This window comes from Eikenella sp. HMSC061C02 (assembly GCF_001809035.1).
GTDB classification, from domain to species: Bacteria; Pseudomonadota; Gammaproteobacteria; order Burkholderiales; family Neisseriaceae; genus Eikenella; species Eikenella corrodens.
Window position 1 is genome coordinate 1 of the sequence record NZ_KV795548.1, and the last position, 16054, is coordinate 16054.

Sequence of the window (16054 nt, forward strand, 5' to 3'; positions counted from 1 at the left end):
TTTGAATATTCCTGGTTATCTAGGACAGCCCCTACTTTATTCGCTGACTTTTCTTAATTTTGTATTGCGTTAATTCTGATGAACACTTCTGCTCCTTCCCGCCTTTCCGATAAACAAATGGCGCTGCTCTTGGCCGCGATGGCGGCGGTGATGCCGTTTTCGATTGATACCTATCTGCCCGCCGTGCCGGCGATGGCGGCCAGCTTGGGCGTGGGCGAAACCGATATTCAGCAAAGCCTGAGTATTTTTCTGGTGGGCCAGTCGGCGGGCGTGCTGCTGGGCGGGGTGTTTTCCGATTTTAAAGGGCGACGGCCGGTGGTACTGGCCGGGCTGGGAGTATATCTCGTGGCTAGTTTGGGGCTGATTCTGCTGCAAACCCTGCCGCAGCTGATGCTGCTGCGTATGTTGCAGGCTTTCGGCGCGGGCATGGTGGCGGTGAGCGGCGGGGCGATTGTGCGCGACCACTACGAAGGCCGACGCGCGGCACAGATGTTTGCGCTGATCGGCGTGATTATGATGGCGGCACCGATTTTGGCGCCGATGGTGGGCTGGCTGATGCAGATAATCGGCGGCTGGCGCGCGGTGTTCGGCTTTTTGCTGGGCTATGCCGCGCTGGTGTGGCTGCTGCAATGGCGTTTTCTGCCGGCCAACGGCCCCGCCGCCAAGCCGGCGGGTTCGCCGCTCTCGATTATTTTCACGGGCTACCGCAGCGTGTTTGCCAAGCCGCAATCGCTTGGTTTTCTGTTTTTCCAGTCGTTCAGCTTTTCCTCCATGTTTGTGTTCCTCACCGAATCGCCTTCGGTGTATATGAAGTTTTACGGCATGAGCAACGGCTTCTATACCCTGTTGTTCGGCCTCAATATTGTGACCATGATTTTCTTCAACCGCATCACCGCCTGGCGGCTGAAAAGCGGCAGCGAGCCGGCCAATATCCTGCTCATCGGCATCGCCGTGCAGTTTTGTGCCAACTTCCTGCTGATGCTGCTCTCCCAATCCACCGCCATGCCGCCCTTGTGGCTGTTTGCCCCGTTGGTGATGGTGTCGGTGGGCACGCAGGGGCTGGTGGTGGCCAACACCCAGGCCTGCTTTATGGGCTATTTCAAAGCCGAAGGCGGCAGCGCCAACGGCGTGCTGATTTCCAGCCAAGTGCTGATTGCCGCCGCCATGGGCTTCCTCACCACCCAGCTGCACAACGGCAGCGCGCGCATCATGCCCGCCATGATGCTGGCCTCCACCCTGTGCGGCATCACGCTGCTGTTTGCCCTGTCGCGGCACGTGTGGCTGGACAAAACCCGGCAGTAAGCCGCCAGGCTACCTGAAAGCCGTCATCCTCTTTTCAGGTAGCCTGTTATCCTTGCAGCAGGCTACCTGAAACCTATTTTAGAAAGGCGCAACATGAGTAACAACAAAGGCCAACACCAAAGCAAACTGGATTCCCTCTGCCGGCTCCCGCCCGATATTCCCGCCATTAAAGCCTACCTCAAAGAGCTCAACATCCAAGCCCAGCACATCGCCGACAACAGCAACGACTACCCCAAGCAAACCATCAGCGCCGACATATGGATGAGCGGCTACCAGCTCGTGAACACCGCCCGCGCCCTCGCCGAATGGCTGGAGCGGCAAAGGCTCTACGAGCTCTGGCCGCAAGCCATTGAATGCTGGGGCACCGCCGCCTTCGCCGTGGTAGCCCACTACCGCGCCGAAATCGGCCCCTTCATGCACGCCGTGATGCGGCTGCAAAAACGGCGCGGCAACAACCAAGCGGTGCAAGAAGCGTGCCGCGCCATCCTGGGCGACTTCACCCTCCTGCTGGAGGGCGCCGAAGAGCTGCGCGACGACGGCTGCACCGACCCGGCCGACTATCAGGAATACAGCGAACTGGCCGCCATCTCCTACCTCGACCTCGCCGCCCGCCACCTCGCCGAACACGGCGACAGCGAAGCCCAAGCCATCCTGCAACGCCTCAACCGCCTGCCGCAATATTGGGCAACCTTGAAGCTGTAGCCGCGAAGGCTACCTGAAAAATACTGACGGCTTTAGGGCTAAAAGCAGCTATAAAATGGCAGCAATATCTGCCCTGTTGCCTATTTATTCCGTTTTCAGGTAGCCTCCTCCTTCTTACCGCCACTACTAAGGAAACTGCCATGCCTCAAGCCTTTCTCGACCAACTCGAAGACCTTATCCGTGCTGATTTCGCCGAACAAGACGGCATGGCGGAAGAACTCCTCTCAGGTGAGCCTGTATCCGAGGCCGAAATTGCCGCCGCCGAACAAGAGCTCGGCACGCCCTTCCCCTCCCTGTATCGCGCCCTGCTGCTGCGTTTCGGCACAAACTGCTATCTGGGCATAGAAATCGACGATTTGGCGCAGGTGGTAGAGAACACAAAATGGGTACGCCGCCACTTCGCCGAACACGAAACCCTGCCCGCCGGACTGCTGCAACAGGGCATCGCCTTCGCGGGCGACGGCAGCGGCAACTACTTCATGCTGCACGAAGGCGCGGTATGGCTGCCCGACCACGACAGCGGCGAATGCATTCGGGAAGCCGAAAGCCTCGAAGCCTTCCTGCTGACTGCCAACGGCGCGGATTAAGCAGCAAAAACAGGCTACCTGAAACCATTTAGCGTTTCAGGTAGCCTTTGCTTTGGCCGGCTATTCTATAAATCAGCCTGTTCGCTCGCGGCCTTCTCCACCATAAAGTCGATAAAACTGCGCACTTTTGCGCTTAAGAGTTTGCGCTGGGTGTAAACGGCATAGAAGGGGACGGGGGCTGTTCGGTAGTCGGGCAGCAGACGGCGCAGGCGGCCGGTTTGCAGGTCGGCGCGCAGCAGCCATTCGGGCAGGTAGCCGATGCCGGCGCCGGCGCACACCAGCTGGTAGAGCATTTGGGTGTTGTTGCTGTGTATGGCGGCTTGCAGCTCGATGTTGTGGCTTTCTCCCTGGCCTTGCAGGGTGAGGGCGGAAACGTCGGTGTAGCTGGGCAGGATGGCTTGGTGTTGTGCCAAATCCTGCGGGGCGGCGGGCGTGCCGTGTTCGGCTAAATAGGCGGGCGCAGCCACCAAATGGAAATCGATTTTGGCCAGGGCGCGGGCAATCAGGTTTTCGGCCGGCTGTTTGGAGAGGCGAAGTGCCACGTCTTCGCCGTCTCCGTCTAAATTCACGCTGTGGTTGGTGAGCGTGAGGTGCAGCGATACTTCGGGATAACGGCGGCGGTATTCGGTAATCCAGCAGGCAAACACGGGATTGGCAAACCACACGGGGATGCTCACGCGCAACCGGCCCTGCACCCGGGCGGTGCTGCCTGCGGCACGGGCGGCGGCCTGCTCGAGGATATCGAGCGCGGAGAGGCAGTCGCGGTAGTAGGCTTCGCCCTGCTCGGTGAGGCTGAGGCGGCGGTTGTTGCGGTAGAGCAGGCGGGCATTCACGCTTTTTTCCAGATGCGCCACGTGTTTGCTGGCCATGGGCACGGAAATATCCAGTTGCTCGGCGGCGCGGGTGAAGCTGCCGCTATGCACCACTTGGCAGAACACTTTCATGCTTAATAAGGTATCCATGATTTCTCTTGGGGAAAAACTGTATTGTTGGATCGGCTATGTTTTCGCTATAGGGAAATGATTATACTGCACAGGTACTTCCAATTTACATTGTTTCACGCATCAAGAGGAAAAAATCATGAATACACATTGGGAAAACTGCCGCAGCATGGCGTTGTCTGTATTGCGTATCGCGGCGGGCTATATGTTTATGCTGCACGGTTCGGCCAAGCTGCTCGGCCTGCCGCACGTGGAAATGTTTGACGGCTTGCAGCTCTTCTCGCTCTACGGCGTGGCCGGTATGCTGGAGCTGGGCGGCGGCCTGTTGGTGTTGCTCGGTTTGTTCACCCGCCCGGCAGCGTTTATCCTTTCCGGCCAGATGGCGGTGGCCTATTTCATCGGCCACGTTTCGGGCAAAGGCCATGCGCTGATTCCGTTTATGAACGGCGGCGAAGCGGCCGCGCTGTTTAGCTTCGTGTTCCTGTATCTGGCGGCGGCTGGCGGCGGCAAATGGTCGCTGGATGCGCTGCTGTGCAAGAAGCGGCAGTGGTAATGTTGGGTTTCGCAGAAACGCGTTTCAGGTAGCCTTAAAGCTCAGGCAGGCTACCTGAAAAAAGGAGCCGGGTTTGCCCTGGCTCCTTTTTGTTTACTATAAAAGATGCAGCACTTTGCTGCTGAAGGTATCCCGCATCGTTAAGGCAGCCATATCCGCCTCCCGAAACGTGGTTTTCTCTCCCTCAAAGGCGTATTCGTAAATCCTTCGATTCAGCGCGCCAAAGAAATAGCCGTAAAAACAATCGTCTCGGTTTTGATCTTCCACAAAGTCGGTAATGCGGATGTGCTGTTCATCTATACCCAAATAATCTTTGATTTGCTGAAACTGGCGGGGAAACTCAAGCGGGAAAGCCTGTGTGAGGTCTCGGATGTCTTCCAGGAATACTTCGTTGGGAATATCTTCTAGTTCCATAGCTTCTGTTTTTCTTCATTCGCCCAGCAATAAGCTGCCTACGACTTAATCAGCCGCCGCAGCGAATCGTGGCTGTATTTGATATCGGCAATCAGGCTGTCGTATTGGCGCATGTGCCGCATGGAGCGGGCAATCAGATAAATGCCGAACACCGCCAGCCCCAAATTGATGGCCACCACCAGCACCAACAAAGGCCACACCTCCATCACGTTATACCACCTGGAAGTAGCAATCAGCGCGCTGAAAATGGAAAGCGGCAGCGCCAACACGGCAATGCCCGTGCGCATCACCGAAAGCGCGGTGCGCTTTTCCGAGAGCAGCAGCTGCACTTTGTTGATGCTGAGGATGTCGTTTTGTTGTTTGGGAGACATGGCAGGCTACCTGAAACGTTGGTGTTGATGGCATAGCAAGTTTTGTCTGCTACCCATACTAGGATTACTAATTAAGGCTACCTGAAAGTTTCAGGTAGCCTTTTATTTTGGCTCAACCAGGCAAACTATTTATTGGCCAACTTATCTGCTGGTGCAGCAATGGCTTTTTCTGGGGCGCTTCCGGCGGGGGGAAGGGTGGCGTTGCCAACGTTGCGATCCATGCGGATATCACCGGTGTAAACGGCACCGTCTTCCACTTGCAGGGATTGAGTGCGGATATTGCCGGTTACGCGGGCATTGGGTTTGAGGTGGAGTTTTTTCACTTCGATCAAGCCTTCGGTTTTGCCGAATACAATCAGATCGCTGCCGCGGATGTCGCCGTTCACCGCGCCTTTGTCGCCAACGATGACGGTGCCGCCGGCTTGTACGTTGCCTTGGATTTGACCGTCGATTTTCACCGATTGCTGGCTCAGGATGTCGCCCTGAATCCGGCATTGTGCGCCGATGATGGTGTCGATGGCGCTGGTGGAGTTGCTGGGTTGGGAACGGTCTTTTTTATCTTTAAACATGGTTGTTTCTCCGCGGATTGAATGGAAATGGTATACCTCGCAGCTTTATTTTGCGAGGCTGAGGAAGGTGGCAGGGTCGTGTGGCTCGTTGTTGAGGCGCACTTCATAGTGCAGGTGCGGGCCGGTGGAGCGGCCGGTAGAGCCGATTTTGCCGATGAGGTCGCCGGCTTTAACCGTTTGCCCGGGCTGCACGTCGATGTGCGACAAATGGCCATACACGGTACTGTAGCCGTAGCCGTGGCGCACTTTCACCACTTGGCCGTAGCCGTTCATGGTGCCGGCAAATTCCACTGTGCCATTGGCAGTAACGCGCACGGGGTCGCCTACATTGCCGCGAAAATCCAAGCCGTGGTGGAACTCGCTGCCTTTGCCGCTAAACGGGTTATGCCTAGGGCCGAAGCCGGAAGAGAGCCCGCCTTGCGCAGGGCGGCCAAGCGGCACGTTGTTGGCAGCTTTAAGCAGATTTTCAATAGTTTGGCTGAATTCGGGCGTATCGGCTGGCGGCAGAATATTGCGCGGGCCGCCGGCTTGGCTGATGGGTTTGCCGGGCTCGGATGAGGCAGCCGGTTTGGGAACAGGCACGTTTGCGCCGCGCTGGCGTAAGTAGTTTTGCAGGTCGGCCACAGCTTTTTCGGATTGGGCAAGCTGGTTCAGCTTGGCAGTAACTTCGGCGGAGCGGGCTTCTTTCAAGTCTTCTATTTGCTGATTGAGCGCTTGAGTTTGCTGTTGCTGTTGCGCAAATTGGTTGTAGCTTTGGTAGTAGTGCCAACCCAAAGCCAGCAGGGCAGCCAACAGCGCCACCGTGGCCAGGGAAAGGCCGATGATGGTGGGTTTGATGGCGCGCAGCCGAGATTCAGCGATAACGAAAGTATCGGTGCGGTGCTCGTCCAGCACCATCACCGTAACAGTTTTCTTTTGCTTATCCATTGATTTACATGGTAAATGAGTGATTACTCAAGTTTGCATTGTATTACAAAATGCTATCGTTTGGCAAAAACAAAACTATCATTTAGCGGGTGGTTTGTGGTTGGACAATCGGCGGCTTTCAGGTAGCCTCATGCCCATGCGTGGCTTATCTTGCCGGTTTCGCTATACAATCAGCCAGCGCAATCTAGGAAAGCAAATGGGCAATTTTTTTCACACTATGCGGCAGATACAACGGGATAAAGAACAGCTCGACCGTAACGTCATACAGGCTTTATTTAGTTTGCCCGTATTTTGGCTGTTCAGTATGCTGCTGGCTGCCGGATTGGGTATGGGCGCATTGGTAACTTCGGCCGAGTTGCATAAGCGGCAGTGGCAGTTGGGCGTTCCGGTAGCCTATACGCATCATGCCGCCGCTGAGCTATGGCGGCGTCAATGGTATGACGATGACGACAACCTCCACGTAGTCGGCAGCATTCGTACCGCCGAAGGCCAACCGCTTAATTTGGATTGCCGCAACTTGGCCGATCCGTTGTGCCAATATGATGAAAACATTTGGCAGCGCGAAGAAAACCTATCCGTGCAAAATATCACCCAAGCCCATTGGCTGAGCTACCATGTGATTACCGAGCTCGCCTACACCAAAGACGGCAACGAGCGGCAATATCGCGCCGCCTTCAGCCCGCAGGAGGAAACCGAAAACTGGCGGCTGTATGCCCGCTTGTGGACACGTGCTGCCACCGTGGCCGGAGCAGGCTGGCTTGGGCTCAGTATTGCTTGGTATCGGCGTGCCAGACGGCGCAAAAAGGCATAGCAAAAGGCTACCTGAAACCTTCTTCCTGTTTCAGGTAGCCTGCCCCGCCGCCTTTCTTTTAAAATACAGCATTCCGCTTTTTCATTGTTTTTCATGCGTCTCACCCACATCAAACTTGCCGGCTTCAAATCTTTCACCGACCCCACCACCATCCACGTGCCCGGTCAGCTGGTGGCCGTAATCGGGCCCAACGGCTGCGGCAAATCCAATGTTATCGACGCCGTGCGCTGGGTGCTGGGCGAAGCCTCGGCCAAACAGCTGCGCGGCGAGAGCATGCAAGACGTGATTTTCAACGGCGCTGCCACCCGCCGCCCCGCCCCCCGCGCCTCCGTGGAGCTCGTGTTCAGCAATGCCGACGGCAGCCTGCATGGTGCATGGGGGCAATACGGCGAAATCAGCATCCGCCGCCAGCTCACCCGCCAAGGCGAATCCAGCTACTACATCAACGGCCAGCAAGTGCGCCGCCGCGACATCACCGACCTTTTCCTCGGCACCGGCGTCGGCGCGCGCGGCTACGCCGTGATCGAGCAGGGCATGATTGCCCGCATCATCGAAGCCCGCCCCGAAGAATTGCGCGCCCACATCGAAGAAGCCGCCGGCGTATCCAAATACAAAGAACGCCGCCGCGAAACCGAAAACCGCCTGTGCGACACCCGCGAACACCTCCAACGCCTCGGCGACTTGCAGTCCGAACTCGGCCGCCAAGTGGAAAAACTCCAACGCCAGGCCGCCGCCGCCGAGCGCTACCGCAGCCTCATCGCCGAACTCAACCAGGCGCAAAACCGCCACGACTTCGCCCAATGGCGGCACACGCTTGCCGCCGCCGATCGCGCTGCTGCCGAACACGAACGCGCCCGCCAGCAGCAAGACGAGCTTGCCCGGCAAAACCAGGCCATGAACGATGCCGTACAAGTGTTGCGCCAAACCGAACAGCACCAGCAGGCCGAGCAATACCGGCTCAACCAGCAGCACGCTCTGCTGCGCGAGCAAACCGCCCGCCTCGAAGAGCAAATCCGCTCGCGGCAGAGCCAACGCCAGCGGCTCGAACGCGAACAGGCTGCCACCCAAGCCACCATCCAGAAAATCGACAGCGAACACGCCGAGCTGCAACAGCAGCACGCCCAAGCCGAACAGGCCGCCAAGCAGCAGCAGATGCAGCTCGAACTGCTGACCGCCGAAGCCGTCGCCCTCGAAGAGCAACTGCCCGAGCTCGAAGCCGCCCAGCAGCAGGCTGCCGAACAGCAGCAAAGCCGACACAACGAAGCCGCCCGCCTCCGCCGCGAGCTCGCCCTGAAGCAGCAGCAGCTGCAACACAGCCGCCAAAGCATCAGCCGGCTGCAAGAGCGCCAAGCCCGTTTGCAGCAGGAAGCCGCTGCCCTGCAAGGCGATGCCGGGCAGGACACCGCCGCCGCCCAAGCCCGGGCCGACACCCTCGCCGCCCAATACCAACAAGGCGAGAAGCAACTGCAACGGCTCGAAGAGCAAACAGGCTACCTGAAAACCGCCCTCGCCGCCGCCCGCGAACGCGAACAGGAGCACGAACGCCGCATCCTCGCCGCCGAAGCCGAGCAGAAAACCCTCGCCGCCCTGCTGGCCGACACCGCCCGCCACAACTTCTGGCAGGGCAGCGAACAAGCCGATGCGTCCGCCCTGTGGCAGCACATCCGCGTGCCCGAAGAATGGCAGGGTGCGCTGGCCGCCGTGCTCGGCGAGCGGCTCAACGCCCGCGCGCTGCCCGCTGATTTCCAGCCGCCGTCGCCGTTGCCCGAATCCCCCGCCGCCTGGTTCGACCGCGAAGCCCACGCCCACCGCGCCGCCAGCCCGGCTCAGGCGCTGATTCACCAAATCCAGGCCGAGCCGCCTTTTCAGGTAGCCTTAGCACACTGGCTCGAAGGTATTTTGTGTGCGCCTAATTTGGATTACGCGCTGGCGCAGCGCAGCCGCCTCGAGCCCGGCCAAGAATGGCTCACCCCGCAAGGCCACCGCATCGACCGCCTCGGCGTGCTGCTGCACCATGCCGACGGCGGCAACCGGCAAATACGCCACCGAGCCCGCCACGACGAAATTGTTGCGGCACTGGCCGAATGGCAGCCGCAGTTTCAGGTAGCCCGAGTCGAAGCCGAAAAACTGGCGCAGCAGCAAGCCCAAGCCGAAACCGAGCTGCGCCAAGCCCAAACCGAACAACGCCGCCTCGCCGCCGAGCTGGCCGCCGCCCAACAGCAGGCCGGTGCCCTCGCCGCCCGCGCCGCACAAGCCGGGCAACGGCGCGAACACATTGCCCAAGAACAGACACAGCTGGCGCAGGAGGCGGAAGAGCTGGCGTGTGCTGCCGAAATTCTGGCCGAAGAAGCCGTCTCCCTCGAAGACAGTCTGCCCGAGCTGGAAGCCGAAAGCCGCGCCCAAGCCGAACACAGCCAACAGGCGCAGCAAGCCCTGCGCCAAGCCCGCCAGGCCGTGCTCGAAGCCGACCGCCGCCGCAGCGCCGCCGAAATCGAAGCCCACCGCCAAACCCAGCAGCTGCAAAACCTCGCCGCCCGCATGGCCGCGCTGGTGCAGCAAAAAGCCGATTGGCAGCAACGCCAGAGCGAGCTCGCCCTCACCTACGCCGAAGACAACGAAGACGAGCAACACCTGCAGTTGGAAGAACTGGCCGAAGCCGCCTTCACGCTGGAAGAACAAATCCAAGCCGCCGCCGCCGAGCTGGCCGAAACCCAAGAGCAGGGCAGGCAGCAATACGCCCGCCAGCAAGCGCTGGCCGCCGAGCTGCCGCAGTGGCAGCAGGCCGCCCAAACCGCCCTGTTGCAGCAGCAGGAAGCCCTGCTTAACGCCAAGCACTTCCACGATAATTTATTGGCACGCCAAGCCGATATCGCCGCGCTCGAAGCCGAGCAGCAGGCAGGCTACCTGAAAACCGACTGGCCGCAGCAAATCGACAGCATTTCCCGCCGCATCCAAGCCCTTGGCGCGGTGAACCTGGCCGCGCTCGACGAATTGGCCGAAGCCCGCGAGCGCGACGGCTACTACCAAAACCAACGCGCCGACCTGCAATCCGCCATTGAGCTTTTGGAAGAAGCCATCGCCCAAATCGACGGCGAAACCAAACAGCGCTTCCAAGCCACCTTCGATGCCGTGAACCAAAAAGTGCAAACCTTCTTCCCCACCCTGTTTGGCGGCGGCGAAGCCAGCCTGCACATGGTGGGCGACGATTTGCTTACCGCCGGCGTATCCATCATGGCGCGCCCGCCCGGCAAGAAGAACAGCACCATCCACCTGCTCTCCGGCGGCGAAAAAGCGCTCACCGCCATGAGCCTCGTGTTCGCCCTGTTCAGCCTCAACCCCGCCCCGTTCTGCCTGCTGGACGAAGTGGACGCCCCGCTCGACGACGCCAACACCGCCCGCTTCTGCAATTTGGTGAGAGAAATGAGCGCCCACACCCAGTTCTTGTATATTTCCCACAACCGCCTGACCATGGAAATGGCCGAGCAGCTCATCGGCGTGACCATGCAGGAAAAAGGCGTGTCCCGTATCGTGGCCGTGGACATCAAACAAGCGCTGGAAATGGCGGAAACGGATTGAAATTAGAATTTCAGGTAGCCTCCCCTTGGCTGGGGCTACCTGAAAGCCGACAAGGCAGACAAAATAAAATGTCGGCACCCTGCCGACCCATCCCAAAGGCTACCTGAAACATGGAATCCATCATCGAACTGCGCCACCTCAAAACCCTGCTTGCCCTGGCCGAAACCGGCAGCGTGTCCCTGGCCGCCAAGCGCGTGTTCCTCACCCAATCCGCCTTGTCGCACCAAATCCGCGCCTTGGAAAACCACTTCGGCACGCCGCTGTTCGAGCGCAAAACCACCCCCCTGCGTTTCACGCCTGCCGGTGAGCGGCTGTTGCAGCTGGCGCGCGAAGTGATGCCGCACCTGGCCGCCGCCGAGCGCGACATGGCGCAGATTGCCGGCGGCGGCGCGGGCGAGTTGCGGCTGGCGGTGGAATGCCACACCTGTTTCGACTGGCTCATGCCCGCCATGGGCGACTTCCGCCCGCTGTGGCCGAAGGTGGAGCTCGATATCGTGTCCGGCTTCCAGGCCGACCCGGTGGGGCTCTTGCTGCAACACCGCGCCGATTTGGCCATCGTGTCCGAAGCCGTGCTGCAGGCGGGCATCCGCTACCAGCCGCTGTTTGCCTACGAAATGGTGGGTATCTGCGCCCAAGATCATCCTCTGGCGGCCAAACCTGTGTGGCAGGCGCAGGATTTCGCCGCCGAAACCCTGATTACCTATCCCGTGCCCGACGATATGCTTGATTTACTGCGCAAAATCCTGCTTCCCGCCGGCATCAACCCGCCGCGCCGCCACAGCGAGCTCACCATCGCCATCATCCAGCTCGTAGCCAGCCGGCGCGGCATTGCTGCGTTGCCATATTGGACGGTGATGCCCTATCTGGAAAAAGGCTACATCGTCGCCCGCACCATCGGCAGCCCCCCGCTCACCAGCGAACTCTATGCCGGCATGCGCAGCGACGACGCGCATAAACGCTACCTCGACAACTTCTGCCAAATCATCCGCGAACGCGGCTTCGCCGATTTGCCCGGGCTGAGCGTGTTGGAGTAGTGGAATAGTGGGAAGGTTGGCTGAAATACGGTGTTTGCAGAGCTGAAAATCGGTAGCCAAGAGCGGCTGCGTTCGGGAGTACGCCGGAAATACGAGGCATATTCTCAATATTTTGGTGCAAGTGGAATTCAGGGGTGTGTTTAAAAAGGAGGGCGTAATGGATAGAGGTAGCTCTTTAAGAGATAAAATCTATATAAATGCGGTGTTGTCTACTGTTAATCTGATTAGCAGCAATGTGAATCTAATCGAGGTGTATATTGATGAAGATAAGGAAATCATCGAATTCCATTTTTCATTAAGCCACATCAATAACGTAGAACTAGGCCTAATCCAAGATATTGTCGATGGTTATATTGATGCCAAGACGGATGCTACCGGAGAGGAGGTAAGCTCTGAGTTTGATTTCAAAGTGCTTGTTTCTGAAAATGGAAATAGCTTATCCCGAGCAGATAGGCGATATATGCCGATTTATGGGAAATGTGATGCTGAGTATTTTAAAGCAAGAAATAATGATGATTATGTTGAAGAATATGTGAAAAAGAAAATAGTGTTTTTATAATGATGTGCAGATAAAAATACTGCTAAACGATACTAGTGCTTGCTATATCAGAAATATCTGTAAGATTAAGTTATGTAACTATCTGTTGCAACGTTAAATTTTTCCTGAAATCAATAGGGTTGCTTGGAGGCTAGCCTTCAGGTAGCCTAATCTTTCCCGCTATAATTCCCATCTTTTCTAATCCTCACACTCCCATGACCCAGCCCAGCCCCGAATACACCGCCCAGCTACAACAAAAAGCAGGCTACCTGAAACAGCGTTTTGCCGAATTTTCCCCGCCGGAATGGCAGGTGTTTGCTTCGCCTGAAAAGCATTATCGGATGCGTGCCGAGTTTCGGGTTTGGCACGAAGGCGAACATATCAGCTATGCCATGTTCGAGCCCGGGCAGAAGGCCGGTTCGGCCTCGTTGCGCCGGATTGATTCCCTGCCTGCCGCGTCTGCCGCGATCAATGCTCTGATGCCCAAGCTGCTGGCTGCCGTACAGGCCGATCCGCTGTTGCGGGAGCGGTGGTATCAGTGCGAATTTTTGTCTACCCTAAGCGGCGATATGCTGGTGGGCATGATTTACCACAAGCGGCTGTGCGGGCAATGGCAGGCGGCCGCGGCGCGTTTGCAGCGCGAATTGGGCATTATGATTATCGGCCGCAGCCGGGGGCAGAAGCTGGTGTTGGCGCAGGATTTCGTTACCGAACGCCTGCATGCCGACGGGCGCGATTGGCTCTACCGCCAATACGAAGGCGGCTTCAGCCAACCGAATGCGCTGGTGTGCCAGAAAATGCTGGATTGGGCCTGCGGCGCGGTGGCGGGGCTGGGCGGCGATTTGCTGGAGCTCTATTGCGGCAACGGCAATTTCACTCTGCCGCTGGCGCGTTATTTCCGCCGCGTGCTGGCCACGGAATTGTCGAAAACCTCGGTGCAGGCGGCGCAGTGGAATATTGAGGCCAACGGCGTGGCCAACATCCGCCTGGCGCGGCTTTCCGCCGAAGAGTTCACCCAGGCCTACCACGGCGTGCGCACCTTCCGCCGCTTGCTGGAGCAGGGCATCGAGCTGGCGGATTATGCGTTTTCCACCGTGTTTGTCGATCCGCCGCGCGCCGGCATAGACGATGCCACCTTGCGCCTGCTGCAGAATTTCGACAACATCATCTACGTTTCCTGCAATCCGGAAACCCTGCACGCCAACCTGGCCACGCTCACGCAAACCCACCGCATCGAACGTGCCGCGCTGTTCGACCAATTCCCGTTTACGCCGCATATTGAGAGCGGGGTATTGCTGCGGCGGCGGTAAGACTGTTGCAGCAAAAGGCTACCTGAAATTTTCAGGTAGCCTTTTGCATGCGCTGCGGCTGCCTGTTTGGTTTGTCATTGGTGTTGGCGATATAATCAAGCTCTTCCCAACAACCGACTCAAAGGAGTTTCATCATGGCAAAAACCATCATCCATACCGACCACGCCCCCGCCGCCATCGGCGCTTATTCCCAAGCCGTGCGCGCCGGCGATACCATTTATTTGAGCGGCCAGATTCCGCTGGTGCCCTCCACCATGCAGGTGGTGGAAGGCGGCTTTGCCGAGCAGACCCGCCAAGTGTTTGAAAACCTCAAAGCCGTGATTGAAGCCGCCGGTGGCAGCTTTGCTGATGTGGTGAAACTCAACGCCTACCTCACCGACCTTTCCAACTTCGCCACCTTCAACCAAATTATGGGCGAATACTGCCACGAACCCTTCCCCGCCCGCGCTGCCGTGCAGGTGTCTGCCCTGCCTAAAGGCGTGCTGGTGGAAGTGGAAGGCGTGGTGGTGCTGAACGCCTAAGCATATAGAGGCTACCTGAAAACTGCTGCAGCTTGCGTTTTCAGGTAGCCTTTCGCTTTATCTGACCCACTATAAATCTCCTCTAACACAAACATCATGGCACACTACGCAATCGGTGACCTGCAAGGCTGTTTCGCCGAATTTCAAGAACTGCTCGCCCATATCGGCTTCAACCACGGCCGCGACACCCTTTGGCTGGTGGGCGATATCGTCAACCGCGGCCCCCAATCCCTCGACTGCCTGCGCTACATCAAGCAGCACGAAGGCAGCATCCGCACCGTGCTCGGCAACCACGACCTGCATCTCTTGGCCATTGCCCATGGGCACGGCAAGCTTAAACGCAGCGACACCGTGGGCGACATTCTCGATGCTCCCGACCGCCAGACTCTGCTCGATTGGCTGCTACACCAGCCCCTGATGCTGCAACACGGCAACAACCTGATCGTGCACGCCGGTATTTGGCCGCAATGGGCGGCCGAAACCGCGCAGCAGCGTGCCGCCGAAGTGGCCGCCGCCCTGCAAAGCCGCCCCGATTGGTTTTTTGCCCATATGTATGGCAACAAGCCCGATAGCGACTGCGCCGATAACGAAACCGAACGCCTGCGCTTTGCCACCAATGTGTTCACCCGCATGCGCGCCCTGCACCGCGACGGCCGTATGGATTTCGACTACAAAGCCACCCTGCCTGAAATGCCATCCGGCCTCATGCCCTGGTTCCGCGCGCCCGGGCGGCAAACCCTTGGTTATCAAACTATATTCGGCCACTGGTCGGCACTCGGCCTGTATCGCGGTGAGCAGGTATGCGGCATCGATACCGGTGCGCTGTGGGGCGGCCAGCTTACCGCGCTAGATTTAGACACGCAGCAGATTTTTCAGGTAGCCTCCAAGCAGCCCAAGAAGTTCGGCTAAGGCCTTGTCGCCACATGATTTAATGTTTATTAACACGAACAGGCGGGCAAGCAGGGCGGGCTTTTGTTACAATGCGGCCTGTTCGTGCCTGCCTGAAAGTTTATCGCAGCGCGGTTCCCAACCAATTGAAGGAGTTCCTATGAACAGCAAATTAGTCATCCCCGCCGCCATCGCCGTATTGGCACTGAGCGCCTGCTCCAGCAGCAAAGCCCCTGAAGGCAATCAGCCGCAAACCCAGCAGGGTCAGCAAGCGCAGCAAGGCAACGGTGAAGCTACTGCTGCCATTGGCAAGATTCAGGTAGCCCAAGTAGACAGCATCGACAAAACCGTAGAAGTGCACTACACCTGCCAAGCCGGTAACGGCCAGCAGCAAAAAGTGAGCGCCATGTATGGCATCAAGAGCGATACCTTGGTGGTAACTCAACTGAAAATCAACGATAAAGTTTCTCCCGGCCTGTGGCGCGTGCTCAACGACAGCAATGGTCAACAGCAAAACAGCTACTACAGCAACGGCGTGATTTGGGTAACTGGCAAAGCTACTCCTGCCAACGTGGCCCGCATCAATGCCATCGCCTTGCTGCAAGCGCAGAGCGTAGATGCCGACGGCAATCCGGTGAATCCCACTGTTGTGCTGGAAAACTGCCAAGTGAGCCGCCAAGCCGCTCCGGCTCGTGGCAACCGCCAGCAACGCCGCCGTTAAACCGGTATGATGAAAATGGAAAAGCTGCCTTAATGGGCAGCTTTTTTTGTGGGGAAGGCTACCTGAAAGGGTGGACGGTTTCAGGTAGCCTGTGGTTATAGTGAATTAAATTTAAACCAGTACAGCGTTGCCTCGCCTTGCCGTACTATTTGTACTGTCTGCGGCTCGCCTCCTTGTCCTGATTTAAATTTAATTCACTATATGGTGAGTTGGCTTCGATTGATGCTCGTCGCTCGTCATCTTGTATCGAAAAATAATTTAGGGGCTTAGGAAGCAAAATTTATTTTAA

Annotated in this window: 17 protein-coding genes; 12 read left to right on the forward strand and 5 right to left on the reverse strand. The window is 58.0% G+C overall.

What is annotated here, in order from left to right; genetic code table 11:
- The first annotated feature begins 78 nt into the window (after positions 1–78).
- From HMPREF2541_RS06030 to HMPREF2541_RS06040, 3 genes are all read left to right on the forward strand, one after another.
- A complete protein-coding gene (locus tag HMPREF2541_RS06030) occupies positions 79–1302 on the forward strand; it encodes a multidrug effflux MFS transporter (protein WP_246824977.1) in 1224 nt (407 codons plus the stop codon).
- A gap of 93 nt (positions 1303–1395) precedes the next feature.
- Positions 1396–2004: a hypothetical protein gene (locus HMPREF2541_RS06035; RefSeq protein WP_070542301.1), complete on the forward strand. Its 609-nt coding sequence runs from the start codon at positions 1396–1398 to the stop codon at positions 2002–2004.
- 140 nt (positions 2005–2144) lie between these two features.
- Entirely contained in the window at positions 2145–2591 is a 447-nt protein-coding gene (locus HMPREF2541_RS06040) for an SMI1/KNR4 family protein (protein WP_070542304.1), read from the forward strand.
- A gap of 65 nt (positions 2592–2656) precedes the next feature.
- Here the strand turns inward: HMPREF2541_RS06040 and HMPREF2541_RS06045 are convergent, their stop codons facing one another.
- The gene (locus HMPREF2541_RS06045; RefSeq protein WP_070542306.1) at positions 2657–3553 is read right to left on the reverse strand and encodes a LysR family transcriptional regulator; all 897 of its coding nucleotides are present in this window, start codon (positions 3551–3553) and stop codon (positions 2657–2659) included.
- A gap of 118 nt (positions 3554–3671) precedes the next feature.
- Between HMPREF2541_RS06045 and HMPREF2541_RS06050 the strand changes: the two genes are divergently transcribed.
- The gene (locus HMPREF2541_RS06050) at positions 3672–4085 is read left to right on the forward strand and encodes a DoxX family protein (RefSeq protein ID WP_070542309.1); all 414 of its coding nucleotides are present in this window, start codon (positions 3672–3674) and stop codon (positions 4083–4085) included.
- 96 nt (positions 4086–4181) lie between these two features.
- Here the strand turns inward: HMPREF2541_RS06050 and HMPREF2541_RS06055 are convergent, their stop codons facing one another.
- The 4 genes from HMPREF2541_RS06055 to HMPREF2541_RS06070 form a co-directional block, all read right to left on the reverse strand.
- Positions 4182–4499, reverse strand: coding sequence for a hypothetical protein (locus tag HMPREF2541_RS06055; RefSeq protein WP_070542312.1), 318 nt, complete (start codon positions 4497–4499; stop codon positions 4182–4184).
- A gap of 38 nt (positions 4500–4537) precedes the next feature.
- The gene (locus tag HMPREF2541_RS06060; RefSeq protein ID WP_070542315.1) at positions 4538–4870 is read right to left on the reverse strand and encodes a hypothetical protein; all 333 of its coding nucleotides are present in this window, start codon (positions 4868–4870) and stop codon (positions 4538–4540) included.
- Between the two features lie 125 nt (positions 4871–4995).
- The gene (locus tag HMPREF2541_RS06065) at positions 4996–5439 is read right to left on the reverse strand and encodes a bactofilin family protein (RefSeq protein WP_003823587.1); all 444 of its coding nucleotides are present in this window, start codon (positions 5437–5439) and stop codon (positions 4996–4998) included.
- Between the two features lie 45 nt (positions 5440–5484).
- The gene (locus tag HMPREF2541_RS06070) at positions 5485–6366 is read right to left on the reverse strand and encodes a M23 family metallopeptidase (RefSeq protein ID WP_003823586.1); all 882 of its coding nucleotides are present in this window, start codon (positions 6364–6366) and stop codon (positions 5485–5487) included.
- Between the two features lie 196 nt (positions 6367–6562).
- On the opposite strand from HMPREF2541_RS06070, the gene HMPREF2541_RS06075 reads away from it, so the two are divergent.
- From HMPREF2541_RS06075 to HMPREF2541_RS06110, 8 genes are all read left to right on the forward strand, one after another.
- On the forward strand, positions 6563–7177 hold the full coding sequence (locus HMPREF2541_RS06075) for a hypothetical protein (RefSeq protein WP_070542317.1): 615 nt from the start codon (positions 6563–6565) through the stop codon (positions 7175–7177).
- A 93-nt stretch (positions 7178–7270) separates the two neighbouring features.
- Positions 7271–10753, forward strand: coding sequence for a chromosome segregation protein SMC (gene smc / locus HMPREF2541_RS06080; protein ID WP_070542319.1), 3483 nt, complete (start codon positions 7271–7273; stop codon positions 10751–10753).
- 110 nt (positions 10754–10863) lie between these two features.
- On the forward strand, positions 10864–11787 hold the full coding sequence (locus HMPREF2541_RS06085) for a LysR family transcriptional regulator (RefSeq protein ID WP_070542322.1): 924 nt from the start codon (positions 10864–10866) through the stop codon (positions 11785–11787).
- A gap of 157 nt (positions 11788–11944) precedes the next feature.
- Positions 11945–12346: a hypothetical protein gene (locus HMPREF2541_RS06090; protein WP_070542324.1), complete on the forward strand. Its 402-nt coding sequence runs from the start codon at positions 11945–11947 to the stop codon at positions 12344–12346.
- Between the two features lie 194 nt (positions 12347–12540).
- Positions 12541–13635: a tRNA (uridine(54)-C5)-methyltransferase TrmA gene (trmA, locus tag HMPREF2541_RS06095; RefSeq protein WP_070542327.1), complete on the forward strand. Its 1095-nt coding sequence runs from the start codon at positions 12541–12543 to the stop codon at positions 13633–13635.
- Between the two features lie 134 nt (positions 13636–13769).
- Positions 13770–14156, forward strand: a complete 387-nt coding sequence (locus HMPREF2541_RS06100; RefSeq protein WP_003823578.1) for a RidA family protein — start codon at positions 13770–13772, stop codon at positions 14154–14156.
- Positions 14157–14252: 96 nt separating this feature from the next.
- Complete coding sequence (locus tag HMPREF2541_RS06105) at positions 14253–15065, forward strand: symmetrical bis(5'-nucleosyl)-tetraphosphatase (protein WP_070542330.1); 813 nt, start codon at positions 14253–14255, stop codon at positions 15063–15065.
- A 139-nt stretch (positions 15066–15204) separates the two neighbouring features.
- Positions 15205–15765, forward strand: a complete 561-nt coding sequence (locus HMPREF2541_RS06110; RefSeq protein WP_070542333.1) for a hypothetical protein — start codon at positions 15205–15207, stop codon at positions 15763–15765.
- The last annotated feature ends 289 nt before the right edge of the window (positions 15766–16054 follow it).

Excerpts from the sequence above, each read along its gene's own strand:
- HMPREF2541_RS06030 (WP_246824977.1), top strand. The coding sequence starts at position 79 with ATGAACACTTCTGCTCCTTCCCGCCTTTCCGATAAACAAATGGCGCTG.
- HMPREF2541_RS06035 (WP_070542301.1), top strand. The coding sequence starts at position 1,396 with ATGAGTAACAACAAAGGCCAACACCAAAGCAAACTGGATTCCCTCTGC.
- HMPREF2541_RS06040 (WP_070542304.1), top strand. The coding sequence starts at position 2,145 with ATGCCTCAAGCCTTTCTCGACCAACTCGAAGACCTTATCCGTGCTGAT.
- HMPREF2541_RS06045 (WP_070542306.1), bottom strand. The coding sequence starts at position 3,553 with ATGGATACCTTATTAAGCATGAAAGTGTTCTGCCAAGTGGTGCATAGC.
- HMPREF2541_RS06050 (WP_070542309.1), top strand. The coding sequence starts at position 3,672 with ATGAATACACATTGGGAAAACTGCCGCAGCATGGCGTTGTCTGTATTG.
- HMPREF2541_RS06055 (WP_070542312.1), bottom strand. The coding sequence starts at position 4,499 with ATGGAACTAGAAGATATTCCCAACGAAGTATTCCTGGAAGACATCCGA.
- HMPREF2541_RS06060 (WP_070542315.1), bottom strand. The coding sequence starts at position 4,870 with ATGTCTCCCAAACAACAAAACGACATCCTCAGCATCAACAAAGTGCAG.
- HMPREF2541_RS06065 (WP_003823587.1), bottom strand. The coding sequence starts at position 5,439 with ATGTTTAAAGATAAAAAAGACCGTTCCCAACCCAGCAACTCCACCAGC.
- HMPREF2541_RS06070 (WP_003823586.1), bottom strand. The coding sequence starts at position 6,366 with ATGGATAAGCAAAAGAAAACTGTTACGGTGATGGTGCTGGACGAGCAC.
- HMPREF2541_RS06075 (WP_070542317.1), top strand. The coding sequence starts at position 6,563 with ATGGGCAATTTTTTTCACACTATGCGGCAGATACAACGGGATAAAGAA.
- smc (WP_070542319.1), top strand. The coding sequence starts at position 7,271 with ATGCGTCTCACCCACATCAAACTTGCCGGCTTCAAATCTTTCACCGAC.
- HMPREF2541_RS06085 (WP_070542322.1), top strand. The coding sequence starts at position 10,864 with ATGGAATCCATCATCGAACTGCGCCACCTCAAAACCCTGCTTGCCCTG.
- HMPREF2541_RS06090 (WP_070542324.1), top strand. The coding sequence starts at position 11,945 with ATGGATAGAGGTAGCTCTTTAAGAGATAAAATCTATATAAATGCGGTG.
- trmA (WP_070542327.1), top strand. The coding sequence starts at position 12,541 with ATGACCCAGCCCAGCCCCGAATACACCGCCCAGCTACAACAAAAAGCA.
- HMPREF2541_RS06100 (WP_003823578.1), top strand. The coding sequence starts at position 13,770 with ATGGCAAAAACCATCATCCATACCGACCACGCCCCCGCCGCCATCGGC.
- HMPREF2541_RS06105 (WP_070542330.1), top strand. The coding sequence starts at position 14,253 with ATGGCACACTACGCAATCGGTGACCTGCAAGGCTGTTTCGCCGAATTT.
- HMPREF2541_RS06110 (WP_070542333.1), top strand. The coding sequence starts at position 15,205 with ATGAACAGCAAATTAGTCATCCCCGCCGCCATCGCCGTATTGGCACTG.